10 protein-coding genes are annotated in these 12,721 nt (G+C 73.2%); 7 read left to right on the forward strand and 3 right to left on the reverse strand.

Translation table 11 applies throughout. The features are described 5' to 3' along the window. Nucleotides 1-26: 26 nt before the first annotated feature. Nucleotides 27-5,021, reverse strand: coding sequence for an ATP-dependent helicase (locus tag ACFY3C_RS37390; protein ID WP_390774003.1), 4,995 nt, complete (start codon nucleotides 5,019-5,021; stop codon nucleotides 27-29). Between the two features lie 104 nt (nucleotides 5,022-5,125). Between ACFY3C_RS37390 and ACFY3C_RS37395 the strand changes: the two genes are divergently transcribed. From ACFY3C_RS37395 to ACFY3C_RS37405, 3 genes are read left to right on the forward strand one after another with little or no spacing between them, the layout of a single operon-like run. Continuing rightward, entirely contained in the window at nucleotides 5,126-5,965 is an 840-nt protein-coding gene (locus ACFY3C_RS37395) for an AraC family transcriptional regulator (RefSeq protein ID WP_386580997.1), read from the forward strand. Between the two features lie 23 nt (nucleotides 5,966-5,988). Then, the gene (locus ACFY3C_RS37400) at nucleotides 5,989-6,780 is read left to right on the forward strand and encodes an AzlC family ABC transporter permease (RefSeq protein WP_390774004.1); all 792 of its coding nucleotides are present in this window, start codon (nucleotides 5,989-5,991) and stop codon (nucleotides 6,778-6,780) included. Beyond that, entirely contained in the window at nucleotides 6,777-7,085 is a 309-nt protein-coding gene (locus ACFY3C_RS37405; RefSeq protein ID WP_145883005.1) for an AzlD domain-containing protein, read from the forward strand. Before ACFY3C_RS37400 ends, ACFY3C_RS37405 begins: the two co-directional genes overlap by 4 nt. 67 nt (nucleotides 7,086-7,152) lie before the next feature. On the opposite strand, the gene ACFY3C_RS37410 is transcribed toward ACFY3C_RS37405, so the two are convergent. Then, the gene (locus ACFY3C_RS37410; protein ID WP_386580993.1) at nucleotides 7,153-8,097 is read right to left on the reverse strand and encodes a hypothetical protein; all 945 of its coding nucleotides are present in this window, start codon (nucleotides 8,095-8,097) and stop codon (nucleotides 7,153-7,155) included. Nucleotides 8,098-8,177: 80 nt separating this feature from the next. Here ACFY3C_RS37410 and ACFY3C_RS37415 point away from each other — a divergent pair, with 80 nt between their 5' ends. Both ACFY3C_RS37415 and ACFY3C_RS37420 read left to right on the forward strand, forming a co-directional pair. After that, nucleotides 8,178-8,372 (forward strand): DUF3046 domain-containing protein, encoded by a 195-nt coding sequence (locus ACFY3C_RS37415; protein WP_386580991.1) that lies wholly within the window; start codon nucleotides 8,178-8,180, stop codon nucleotides 8,370-8,372. A gap of 60 nt (nucleotides 8,373-8,432) precedes the next feature. Then, entirely contained in the window at nucleotides 8,433-9,677 is a 1,245-nt protein-coding gene (locus ACFY3C_RS37420; RefSeq protein WP_386580990.1) for an AI-2E family transporter, read from the forward strand. Between the two features lie 22 nt (nucleotides 9,678-9,699). Here the strand turns inward: ACFY3C_RS37420 and ACFY3C_RS37425 are convergent, their stop codons facing one another. Next, complete coding sequence (locus ACFY3C_RS37425) at nucleotides 9,700-10,443, reverse strand: hypothetical protein (RefSeq protein ID WP_390774005.1); 744 nt, start codon at nucleotides 10,441-10,443, stop codon at nucleotides 9,700-9,702. A gap of 314 nt (nucleotides 10,444-10,757) precedes the next feature. Between ACFY3C_RS37425 and recA the strand changes: the two genes are divergently transcribed. Together recA and recX are read left to right on the forward strand one after the other, a co-directional pair. Then, nucleotides 10,758-11,873, forward strand: a complete 1,116-nt coding sequence (recA, locus tag ACFY3C_RS37430) for a recombinase RecA (protein ID WP_389169459.1) — start codon at nucleotides 10,758-10,760, stop codon at nucleotides 11,871-11,873. A gap of 3 nt (nucleotides 11,874-11,876) precedes the next feature. After that, a complete protein-coding gene (recX, locus tag ACFY3C_RS37435) occupies nucleotides 11,877-12,629 on the forward strand; it encodes a recombination regulator RecX (RefSeq protein ID WP_390774006.1) in 753 nt (250 codons plus the stop codon). The last annotated feature ends 92 nt before the right edge of the window (nucleotides 12,630-12,721 follow it).

Below are 12,721 nucleotides of genomic sequence, written 5' to 3' on the forward strand. Positions count from 1 at the left end.
GCGGCCGTGCCCCGGGAACGCCGTGCTCAGGCTCTCAGGCGCAGACCGCGCGGGGTGGCGATGAAGCCCGCCGCCTCCAGCAGGGCGCCCAGGGGAGAGGTCAGGGCCTGGGCGCCGTTGATCCGCTCCACCGTGACCGTGCCGAGCGAGCCCGCGCGGGCTGCCGCGGCCAGGGCCTCAGCGGCCGTGTGCAGCCGTGGATCGTCGGTGGCGGCGGCATCCGGGTCGGAGGGCCAGGCCAGCAGCGTCTTGCCGCCGCGCTCCATGTACAGCGTCAACTCGCCCTCCACCAGCACGACCAGGGAGCCCGCCTTGCGGCCCGGCTTGTGCCCCGCTCCGTTCGGCGGCTCGGGCCAGGTGAGTGCCGCGCCGTAGGCGTTGGCGGGGTCGGCCGCGGCGAGGACCACGGCGCGCGGGTCGGGGGACGACGAGCGCGTGCGGCGGTCGCCGAAGCCGCGGTTCGCCGGTGAGCCGTACGGGGAGGCCGCGCCGCCGCCACGGGGGCCGCCGTAGCCGGGGGAGGCGAAGGGGTCGGCCGGAGCGAGGTCGCGCGGGGAGACGTACTCGTCGGCGCGACGGTTCTCCGGTGGCCAGGTGAAGTCGCCGGGCGTGGCGGGGCGGTCCTCGGGTGGCCAGGTGAAGTCGCCGTCGAGGCCGGGGTGGGCGAGTCCGGCGTCGGCCTGGTCGAAGACGTTCGGGGTGGTGTGGCTGCCGTCGGGGAACAGCGGGATAGTGCTGCCGAAGCCGTTCGGGACGCCCGGGGCGGGCAGGCCCTCACCGCGTTCGCGGGCGTTGGACACCGCGCGGAGACGGTCGACCGCGCCGTCCATTGCGAACTGGGCTGCCCCCAGGCCCTCGACCACGTAGCCGCGCCGCGCCTGACCGCTCTCCTCGAACGCCGACAGCACGCGGTACACCGCCGAGAAGCCGCCCTCGACGCCCTCCGCGGCGACCGCTCCCCGGGTGACCACACCGTGCCGGTCGAGGAGGGTGCGGGCCAGCGCGTGGGCGCGCACGGTGGCGTCCGGATCGGACACGGGGAGCAGGGCCCAGCGGCCGGCCACCGTCGGCGGGCCGGTGCGGGAGGCGGGGCGGGCGGCGGCCGTCAGGGAGCCGTAGCGGCCGCGCGGGACGGTGCGCTTGGCGCGGTGCGCCGTCGAGCCCGCCGTACGGCCCGAGCCCAGCAGGGAGCGCATCGGGGCGAGGGTGTCGTTGGTGAGCCGCCCCGACCACGCCAGGTCCCACAGGGCGTCGGCCAGTTGGGGATCGGTGGCGTCGGGGTGGGTGGTGGCGCGGATCTGGTCGGCGATCTGGCGGAAGAACAGGCCGTAGCCGCCGGAGAGCGCGTCCAGGACGGACTGGTGGAGCGCGGTCGGCTCCAGGGGGTGCGGCGGCGGCAGGAGCAGCGGGGCCGCGTCCGCCATGTACAGGGAGACCCAGCCGTCCTTGCCGGGCAGGGCGCCCGCTCCGGCCCACACCACCTCGCCGGCGGAGGTGAGTTCGTCGAGCATCGACGGCGTGTAGTTCGCCACGCGGGAGGGCAGGACCAGCTTCTCCAGCGCGGAGGCCGGTACGGAGGCGCCCTGCAACTGCTCGATGGCGCGCACCAGTCCGTCGATGCCACGCAGTCCGTGGCCCTTGCCGATGTGCTGCCACTGCGGCAGGAACTGCGCCAGGGCGGCCGGCGACACCGGCTCCAGCTCGTGCCGCAGCGCGGCCAGGGAGCGGCGGCGCAGTCGGCGCAGAACGGCAGCGTCGCACCACTCCTGGCCGATGCCCGCCGGGTGGAACTCGCCCTGTACGACACGGGCGTTCGCGGCCAGCCGCTGCAGGGCTCCCTCGGTGACCGCCACGCCCAGACCGAAGCGGGCCGCCGCGGTGGCCGACGTGAAGGGGCCGTGGGTGCGGGCGTAGCGCGCGAGGAGGTCGCCGAGCGGGTCCTTCACCGGCTCGGTGAACGCCTCGGGGACACCGACCGGCAGCGCCGTGCCGAGCGCGTCGCGCAGCCGGCCCGCGTCCTCGACGGCCGCCCAGTGGTCCCTGCCCGCGATGCGGACCCGGATGGCCCGGCGGGCGCCGGCCAGCTCCCGTGCCCACTCCGGCTCGGCGCCCCGCTCCGCCAGCTCGGCCTCGGTCAGCGGGCCGAGCAGGCGCAGCACGTCGGCCACGCCCTCCACGTCCTTGACGCGCCGGTCCTCCGTCAGCCACTGCAGCTCGCGCTCCAGCTCGGCCAGCACCTCCGCGTCGAGCAGCTCGCGCAGCTCCGCCTGGCCCAGCAGCTCGGCCAGCAGCCGGGAGTCCAGGGACAGCGCGGCGGCGCGGCGCTCGGCGAGCGGGGAGTCGCCCTCGTACAGGAACTGGGCGACGTACCCGAACAGGAGGGAGCGGGCGAAGGGGGACGGCTCCGGGGTGGTGACCTCGACCAGGCGGACCTTGCGGGACTCGATGTCGCCCATCAGCTCCACGAGGCCGGGGACGTCGAAGACGTCCTGGAGGCACTCGCGGACCGCTTCCAGGACGATCGGGAACGAGCCGAACTCGCTCGCCACCTGCAGCAGTTGGGCCGCCCGCTGGCGCTGCTGCCACAAGGGCGTGCGCTTGCCGGGGTTGCGGCGCGGCAGCAGCAGCGCGCGGGCCGCGCACTCCCGGAACCGGGAGGCGAACAGGGCGGAGCCGCCGACCTGGTCGGTGACGATCTGGTCGACCTCGCCCTTGTCGAAGGCGACGTCCGCCGCGCCCACCGGAGCCTGCTCGCTGTCGTATTCGGTGCCCGCCTTCATGGGCTCCTGGTCGAGCAGGTCCAGGCCCATCAGGTCGGCGTCGGGCAGACGCAGCACGATGCCGTCGTCGGCGTGCATGACCTGCGCGTCCATGCCGTACCGCTCGGAGAGGCGGGCGCCGAGCGCGAGGGCCCAGGGGGCGTGCACCTGGGCGCCGAACGGGGAGTGGACGACGACCCGCCAGTCGCCCAGCTCGTCGCGGAAGCGCTCGACCACGATCGTGCGGTCGTCCGGGACATGGCCGCAGGCCTCGCGCTGCTCGTCCAGGTAGGACAGGACGTTGTCCGCCGCCCACGTGTCCAGGCCCGCCGCGAGCAGGCGCGGCCGGGCGTCGTCCTTGGGCAGCGAGCCGACCTCGCGCAGGAACGCGCCCACCGCGCGCCCCAGTTCGAGCGGGCGGCCCAGCTGGTCGCCCTTCCAGAACGGCAGCCTTCCCGGCACGCCCGGCGCGGGGGAGACCAGCACCCGGTCGCGCGTGATGTCCTCGATGCGCCAGGAACTCGTGCCCAGCGTGAAGACGTCCCCCACCCGGGACTCGTACACCATCTCCTCGTCCAGCTCGCCGACCCGGCCGCCGCCCTTCTTGGGGTCGGAACCGGCGAGGAAGACCCCGAAGAGGCCGCGGTCGGGGATCGTGCCGCCGGAGGTGACGGCGAGGCGCTGGGCGCCCGGCCGGCCGGTGATCGTGCCGGCCACGCGGTCCCACACCACGCGCGGGCGCAGCTCGGCGAACGCGTCGGACGGGTAGCGGCCCGCGAGCATGTCCAGGGTCGCCGTGAACGCCGACTCGGGCAGCGAGGCGAAGGGGGCGGCGCGGCGGACCGTGGCGAGCAGGTCGTCGAACTGCCAGGTGTCCAGTGCCGTCATGGCGACGAGCTGCTGGGCCAGCACGTCCAGCGGGTTCGCGGGGACCTTCAGGGACTCGATGGCACCGGTGCGCATCCGCTCGGTGACCACGGCCGACTGGACCAGGTCGCCCCGGTACTTGGGGAAGACCACGCCGGTGGAGACGGCGCCCACCTGGTGCCCCGCGCGGCCGACGCGCTGGAGCCCGGAGGCCACCGAGGGCGGGGACTCGACCTGCACGACGAGGTCGACGGCACCCATGTCGATGCCCAGCTCCAGGCTGGAGGTGGCGACCACGGCGGGCAGCCGGCCCGCCTTCAGGTCCTCCTCGACGAGGGCCCGCTGCTCCTTGGAGACCGAGCCGTGGTGCGCACGGGCGATCACCGGGGGCGCGCCCTGGGCCGCACCCGAGCCGCCCATCAGCTCGGCCGGGGCGTGATGCTCCTCCAGCGTCTCGCCGGTCGCCCGCTCGTAGGCGATCTCGTTGAGCCGGTTGCACAGCCGCTCGGCCAGGCGCCGGGAGTTGGCGAACACGATCGTGGAGCGGTGGGCCTGGACCAGGTCGGCGATCCGCTCCTCCACATGCGGCCAGATCGACGGCTTCTCCGCCCCCTCATTGGCGTCGGCCGCGGGGGAGCCGCTCAGCTCACCCATGTCCTCGACCGGGACGACGACGGAGAGGTCGAACTCCTTGCCGGACTCCGGCTGGACGATCTCCACCTTGCGGCGCGGCGAGAGATACCGGGCCACCTCGTCCACCGGGCGCACGGTCGCCGACAGGCCGATCCGGCGGGCCGGCCTCGGCAGCAGCTCGTCCAGCCGCTCCAGGGACAGCGCGAGGTGCGCGCCGCGCTTGGTGCCCGCGACCGCGTGCACCTCGTCCAGGATCACCGTCTCCACGCCGGTCAGCGCGTCACGCGTGGCCGAGGTGAGCATCAGGAACAGGGACTCGGGGGTGGTGATCAGGATGTCCGGCGGGCGCGTGGACAGCGCGCGCCGCTCGGCGGCCGGGGTGTCACCGGAGCGGATGCCGACCTTCACCTCGGGCTCGGGCAGGCCCAGGCGCACGGACTCCTGTCGGATGCCGGTCAGCGGGCTGCGCAGGTTCCGCTCGACGTCGACCGCGAGCGCCTTCAGCGGTGACACGTACAGCACCCGGCAGCGCTTCTTCGGGTCGGCCGGGGGAGGGGTCGAGGCCAGTTGGTCCAGGGCGGCGAGGAACGCGGCCAGCGTCTTGCCGGAGCCGGTGGGGGCGACCACCAACACGTCCGAGCCCTCACGGATGGCCCGCCACGCGCCCGCCTGGGCCGCGGTGGGCGCGGAAAAGGCCCCCGTGAACCAGCCGCGGGTCGCGGGCGAGAAGCCGTCGAGGGCTCGATGTGCGGAGCTGACCATGCCACCCATCCTGCACCCGGCCACTGACAATCGTGCTGACCTGCGGAAAACAGGCGGGAGCGGGCCGACGCGGGCGGTCGGCGGGCGGGACGGACAATGGTCGTATGGCGGGTTCACCGGAGCGGGCGCGGCACTGGCGGTACGAGGAGCTGCCCGGTGTCGACCTGCTGCGGGCCCGCTACATCCGCAAGACCTTCGTCCGGCACACCCACGAGAACTTCGTGATCGCGGCCATCGCCGACGGTGTCGAGGTCTTCCACCACGGAGGCTCCGACGTGTCCGCCGGGGCGGGCGCCCTCGCGCTGGTCAATCCGGACACCCCGCACACGGGCCGGGCCGGCGTTCCCGAGGGCTGGCGGTACGGTGCGGTCTATCCCTCGCCCGAGGTGGTGGCCGGGATCGCGGCCGAGACCACCACGATCCGCGGCACACCGGGCTTCGTCAGCCCGGTCCTCGACGATCCGTACGCGGTCCGCCTGGTCCATCAGGTGCTCCGCGCCGCCGACGAGGGCAATGCGCTGGCCGCGGACACCCTGCTGCGCGTGGCCGTCACCAGACTGCTGCAGCTCAACGGCGGGCCGCTGCCGCAGCGGCGGACACGGACCGCCGGAGCGCGGACCGCGGCACGCGCGCGTGCCGTGCTGGAGGAGCGGATGGCCGAGCCGCCGACCCTGGAACGCCTCGCCACCGACCTCGGAACCAGCCCGTTCGCCCTGCTGCGGGCGTTCCGCGACGCCTACGGCATGCCGCCGCACACCTGGCTGACCGACGCCCGGGTGCGCCGCGCGCGGCTGTTGCTGGACGCGGGCACGGCACCCGCCGAGGCGGCCGTCGCCGTCGGCTTCACCGACCAGCCGCACCTCAACCGGCACTTCACCCGGATCGTCGGCGTCCCCCCGGGCGCCTACCAGCGCGAGCGCAAGAACGTACAAGACCTGGGCTGACGGCCGCCCGTACCGTCCGGGGCGTGGCACAACAGACAGCACTCACGGACATGGCCGCCGACGGCACGGGAAAGCCCGACTCCGCCGTCGTACGGGACGCCCTGGGCGTCGGCGTCGCCGTCGGGTTGTCCGGGGTCGCCTTCGGGGTGACCTCGGTCGGCAGCGGACTCGGACTCCTGCAGACCTGCGCGCTCAGCCTCCTGGTGTTCACCGGCGCCTCCCAGTTCGCCCTGGTGGGCGCGCTCGCCGCCGGCGGCAACCCGTTGACGGCCGCCGCCGGCGCGTTCTTCCTGGGCGTGCGCAACGCCTTCTACGGGCTGCGGCTGTCGCAACTGCTGGCCCTCCCGCGCGCGGTGCGGCCGTTCGCCGCCCAGTGGGTGATCGACGAGACCACGGCGGTGACCCTGGCCCAGCCGACCCGGCGGGCCGCGCGGATCGGGTTCACCGTCACCGGGCTCAGTCTCTACCTGCTGTGGAACCTCACCACGCTGCTCGGCGCGGTGGGCGCGAAGGCCATCGGGGACAGCGACGCGTGGGGCCTGGACGCGGCCGGGCCGGCGGTCTTCCTGGCCCTGCTCGCCCCGATGCTGAAGACGCCCACCGAGCGCGTGGTCGCGGGCCTCGCGATCCTGCTGGGCCTCGGCCTGCTGCCCGTCCTGCCGGCCGGCGTACCCGTCCTGGTGGCCGCGCTGGCGGCACCGGCCGTGCTGTTCGCCGAGGGCCGGCGCAGCGGTCGTACCCGACAGGACGCGGCGGACGGGCAGGACGCGCCGGCCGGACAGCATGTGCCGGGCGGATCGGAGGAGGTCCGATGAACACGTGGATCGCGATCGCTGCGACCGCTCTCGGCTGCTACGTCGTCAAACTCGCCGGACTGCTGGTCCCCGCAGACGTCCTGGAGCGGCCGTTCGTCCGGCGGCTCGCCGCCCTGCTGCCCGTCGCCCTCCTCGCCGCGCTCACGGCCCAGCAGACGTTCGCCGACGGGCACACGCTCGTGCTGGACGCGAGGGCCGCCGGACTCGGCGCGGCCGCCGTGGCGCTGGTGCTGCGCGCACCGTTCCTGCTGGTCGTCGCGGCGGCCGTGGTGGTGACGGCGGGGGTGCGGGCGATCGGTGGGTGAGCGCGGCTGGGGCTGGCAGGCTCACGGGCTCACCTGGGCCAGCCGGGCTCAGCGAGGTCAGCCGCGCTCAGCCCACGAAGCGGCCGTACGTCCTGAGGGTGCGCAGTGCCTCGATGGTCACCATGGGGCGTGCCTCCAGCGTGGGAGCCGGTGCCCAGTGGCGCCAGCGGACGGGCCAGCCGCCGTCCTCCTCCTGCTCGGCGGCGAGGAAGTCCACAGAGCGCGCCATCTCCTCGTCCGTGAACCACGCGCGCGCGAGTGATTGCGGGCTCTTCGCGAAGTCGTGCGGGAAGTGGTGCTCGCCCGGGGCGTAGCCGGGAGCGACCGGGAAGGCGTCGAGATGATCCGGGTCCAGGGCCGCCAGCCGCTGCTCGCGCACCAGGCGGCCGAGACGGTCGGCGGCGGCCTCCGCGCGCGGGCGGTCGGGGGCGGAGTCCAGGAAGGCCACGGCGGCCTCCACCTCGTAGGGGTGGGACTTCTCCAGGGACTCCACGGCCTGCCAGCAGAAGTCGGTGGCCCGGAACAGCCAGGCGTGCCACACCTCGTTGCGGTGCAGCAGCCCGACCACGGGACCGGTGGCGAGCAGTTCGCTGGGAGGGTCGTCCACGACCGGGACGAACGGGGCCGCCGGGTAGCCCCGCTGGCTGGGATGGATAGCCGGTAGGGCGCCGTCCGCGGTGGAGACGGAGGTCAGATAGCGGCACACCCGCTCCACCCGCTGCCCGCCGCAGCGCCCGACGGCGTCCAGGACGCGCAGCGCGTGGCCGGTGTGCAGGGGCTGGCTCACCGGGCCGCGCAGATCGGGTTCCAGCGCGTGGCCGTACCCGCCGTCCTCGTTGCGGTAGGCGTCCAGCGCCGCCTCCACCGGATCGGCGGCGCCGTTCAGGAAGTGGTACGCGAAGAGCCGCTGCTCCAGCACACGCGCGGTGAGCCAGACGAACTGTTCGGCGCGGAAGAGCGCGGAGCGCGCCGGAGGCGCAGGGGGCAGGGAGGAAGCTCCTGTTTCGGCCATGCGACAGACCGTAGGGCGGAAAGCGGTCTCGGCAAGCGGTCCCGGGCGGGCCCCACCCCCAGGGGCGGGATACTGGAGTCATGCGGTTGACGGTCTTCTGGCAGCGGATGGCGGAACACTTCGGTCCGGGGTACGCCGACACCTTCGCGCGCGATCATGTGATGTCGGACCTGGGTGGGCGCACGGTGCACGAGGCACTGGACGCCGGCTGGGAGGCCAAGGACGTGTGGCGCGTGGTCTGCTCGGTCATGAACGTGCCCGGGGAGCAGCGCTGACCGGGCACGAACTTCCCGGGCGGGCACCGGGTTGTCGGCGGCGTGGGCGAGACTTGGCCCGTGGCACCCACTGACGAGACCGTGCCGGTCGACCGGCACGCAGCATCCCCGACCGCTACGACGACGCCCGACCGGCCGCCGGCCGACGCCGCCGCGCCGGGCGGCCGCATGCCGCGCTGGCTGCCGCGCGCCATGGTGCTCGCGCTCGCGCTCATAGCCGCCTTCCAGCTGGGCAGCTGGGCCTTCCACCAGCTGACCGGGCTGTTGATCAACATATTGATCGCGTTCTTTTTGGCCCTCGCCATCGAGCCCGCGGTGAGCTGGATGGCCGCCCGCGGCATGCGCAGGGGACTCGCCACCTTCCTGGTCTTCCTCGGCCTGCTGATCGTCAGCGCCGGCTTCATCACGTTGCTCGGCTCGATGCTGGCCGGCCAGATCATCAAGATGGTCGAGGGCTTCCCCGACTATCTGGACTCGGTCATCAACTGGATCAACGAGACGTTCCACATGGACCTGAGCCGCGTGGACGTCCAGGAGGGCCTGCTGCACTCCGACTGGCTGCGCAAGTACGCGCAGAACAGCGCGGCCGGAGTGCTCGACGTGTCCGCCCAGGTGCTCGGTGGCCTCTTCCAGCTGCTGACGGTCACGCTGTTCTCGTTCTACTTCGCCGCCGACGGTCCCCGGCTGCGCCGCGCGCTCTGCTCCGTCCTGCCGCCCGCGCGCCAGGCGGAGGTGCTGCGGGCCTGGGAGATCGCCGTCGACAAGACGGGCGGCTATCTCTACTCGCGCGGTCTGATGGCGCTCATCTCCGGGATAGCGCACTACATCCTGTTCCAATCCCTGGGCGTGCCGTACGCGCCCGTGCTCGGTGTCTGGGTGGGTCTCGTCTCGCAGTTCATCCCGACCATCGGCACCTACCTCGCGGGTGCCCTGCCGATGCTGATCGCGTTCACCGTGAACCCGTGGTACGCGGTGTGGGTGCTGATCTTCGTCGTGGTCTACCAGCAGTTCGAGAACTACATGCTGCAGCCCAAGCTGACCGCCAAGACCGTTGACATCCACCCAGCCGTCGCCTTCGGCTCGGTGATCGCGGGCACCGCGCTGCTGGGCGCGGTCGGCGCGCTGATCGCCATCCCGGCGGTCGCCACGCTGCAGGCCTTCCTGGGCGCGTACGTGAAGCGGTACGCCGTCACGGACGATCCCCGGGTGCACGGTCACCGCACGCGGGGGCCCGGCCGCCCAGGCGGGCGCACCCGCATACGACAGCTGTGGGAACGGCGGCCCAGCACGGAGGAGTCCTCGTAGGGGCCTTTGCCCGGGGCCGTGGTCAGTACGTCAGGACCGCCCACACCGCGGCGGCGGCGACGGCCGCCGCGTAACAGCCCACCGCGGTGGCCACGACGCGCCACCGCGCGCGCTCGCTCCAGGACGTGCGGGACAGCAGCCAGGCGAGCAGCGGCAGGACCAGGACGGCGTGCAGGCTCACCCCGTGCAGCGGCTTGAGCGGGGCCGTCGAGTGGTAGGCGGCCTCCTGGTGGCCGGTCCGGGTGAGCACGACCCCGCGCGCGATCATCGCCGCGCCCGAGGCCAGCGCCACGAGCAGGATCGCGAACCCCGAGCGCACCGCGAGCGGCATGCCGGCGGGGCCCGTCGGCCGGTGCCGGAAGGACGCGACGGCGAAGACGGTGAGCAGCGCCACCAGGACACCACCGCCCACCGCGAGCGTCATGGACACCGCGGTGTCGAAGGGGGTCTCCATGTTCAGGTGCGAGGGCACCCGGCGCCACGCCTGCAGGGTGATGCCGCCGACCTCCACCACACTGTCCGCGGCGAGGACGACGAGCAGGACGATGCGCAGCCGCGCCCCGATGCGCAGGTACGACGTGACCCAGGTGATCGCGATCAGCGTCACCCCGAAGGAGAGCCCGAACGTGACGGGCTTGCGCCAGGAGACGGGGCCGTCCCAGGGGCCGCCGTCGACCGCGAACACCACCAGGTGGGCGAGACCGGAGAGGACGAGGAGCAGACCGGTCGCGTGACACAGGCGCTCGGCGGGGCGCGGATTCTTCATGGCCCCAGGCTTCCGGGAGTGCGCCGTGCGGTCGTCGTCCGGCCGAAGACACCCGCTCTACGACGCCGGGAGTAGCGGCGTGTGCCGCGGCACGGAAGGGGGCTGCGGGCACCGCGTGGTGCGCTTGACACGAAAATCGAACATCCATTCTTATGGAGGCTCGGGCAAGGCTTCAGACGGGGATTTCGGCGCGTTTCGTATCGAGATGTCCCCTTGTTATCCACAGGCCGGGCCGACGTCGGGGCGCATTGTCAGTGGCAGGCGTTAGCGTCTTTGACGTGAAGCGATCGACTCAAGCAAATCGGGTGGAACCCATGGCAGGAACCGACCGCGAGAAGGCGCTCGACGCCGCGCTCGCACAGATTGAACGGCAATTCGGCAAGGGCGCGGTCATGCGCATGGGCGAGCGGTCGAGGGAGCCCATCGAGGTCATCCCGACCGGGTCGACCGCACTCGACGTCGCCCTCGGCGTCGGTGGTCTGCCGCGCGGCCGTGTCGTCGAGATCTACGGCCCGGAGTCCTCCGGTAAGACGACCCTGACCCTGCACGCCGTGGCCAACGCCCAGAAGGCGGGCGGCCAGGTCGCCTTCGTGGACGCCGAGCACGCCCTCGACCCCGAGTACGCGCGCAAGCTCGGCGTCGACATCGACAACCTGATCCTCTCCCAGCCCGACAACGGCGAGCAGGCCCTGGAGATCGTGGACATGCTCGTCCGCTCCGGCGCCCTCGACCTCATCGTCATCGACTCCGTCGCCGCGCTCGTCCCGCGCGCGGAGATCGAGGGCGAGATGGGTGACAGCCACGTCGGTCTGCAGGCCCGACTGATGAGCCAGGCCCTGCGGAAGATCACCAGTGCGCTCAACCAGTCCAAGACCACCGCGATCTTCATCAACCAGCTGCGCGAGAAGATCGGCGTGATGTTCGGCTCTCCGGAGACCACGACCGGTGGCCGGGCGCTGAAGTTCTACGCCTCGGTGCGTATCGACATCCGCCGCATCGAGACCCTGAAGGACGGCACGGAGGCGGTCGGCAACCGCACCCGCTGCAAGGTCGTCAAGAACAAGGTCGCCCCGCCCTTCAAGCAGGCCGAGTTCGACATCCTCTACGGCCAGGGCATCAGCCGCGAGGGCGGCCTGATCGACATGGGCGTGGAGCACGGCTTCGTCCGCAAGGCCGGCGCCTGGTACACGTACGAGGGCGACCAACTCGGCCAGGGCAAGGAGAACGCGCGCAACTTCCTCAAGGACAACCCGGACCTGGCCAACGAGATCGAGAAGAAGATCAAGGAGAAGCTGGGCGTGGGTGTCCGGCCGGAGGAGCCCTCCGCCGAGCCGGGCGCGGACGCGGCGGTGACCACCCCGGCCGCGGACGACGCCAAGGCGGCTCCCACCAAGGCCACCAAGCCCAAGGCCGCCACTGCCAAGAGCTGACCCGTGACACGACGAACCGACTGGGCCGAGTACGAGCACGCCACCCCCGGTGCCCCACGGGGGAGGGGCAGCGGCGGCGACTCGGGCTCCGCCACGGCCGGTGACGACGGGTACGGCGACGGGGAGCACGGCGGGGCCGGGTCACGGGGCGATCGGGGACGCGGCCGTGGCCGTCGGCGGGGCGGCTTCGGGGAGCCGCCCGGTGAGAACGAAGGCACCCCTACCTCGTCGAGGGCCGAGCGGGGGGAGTCTTCGGGGGACCCGGCTGAGCGGGCGCGGGCGATCTGTCTGCGCCTGCTCACCGGGACCCCGCGCACCCGCAAGCAGCTCGCGGACGCCCTGCGCAAGCGGGAGATCCCCGAGGACGTGGCCGAGGAGGTGCTGTCCCGGTTCGAGGAGGTCGGGCTCATCGACGACAGCGCGTTCGCGGACGCCTGGGTGGAGTCCCGGCACCACGGCCGGGGGCTCGCCCGCCGCGCACTCGCCCAGGAACTGCGCACCAAGGGCGTCGACTCCGCGCTGATCGACGAGGCCGTCGGCCAGCTCGACTCCGAGCAGGAGGAGGCGACCGCCCGCGAGCTGGTCGCCCGCAAGCTGCGGGCCACCCGTGGCCTCGACCGCGACAAGCGGCTCCGGCGCCTCGCCGGAATGCTCGCCCGCAAGGGCTACCCCGAGGGCATGGCCCTACGCGTGGTCCGCCAGGCCCTGGAGGAAGAGGGCGAGGACACGGAGTTCCTCGAGGGCGAGTCCTTCTGACGGCCGGGCGCCCCGTGTGGCGGTGGGGTTAACCCCCGGCCAAGACGCCGGGCCACCGCAGTGCTTCCGGACCCGTGCACGCGCGAGTGTGT

This window comes from Streptomyces sp. NPDC001410, assembly GCF_042895235.1.
GTDB lineage: Bacteria > Actinomycetota > Actinomycetes > Streptomycetales > Streptomycetaceae > Streptomyces.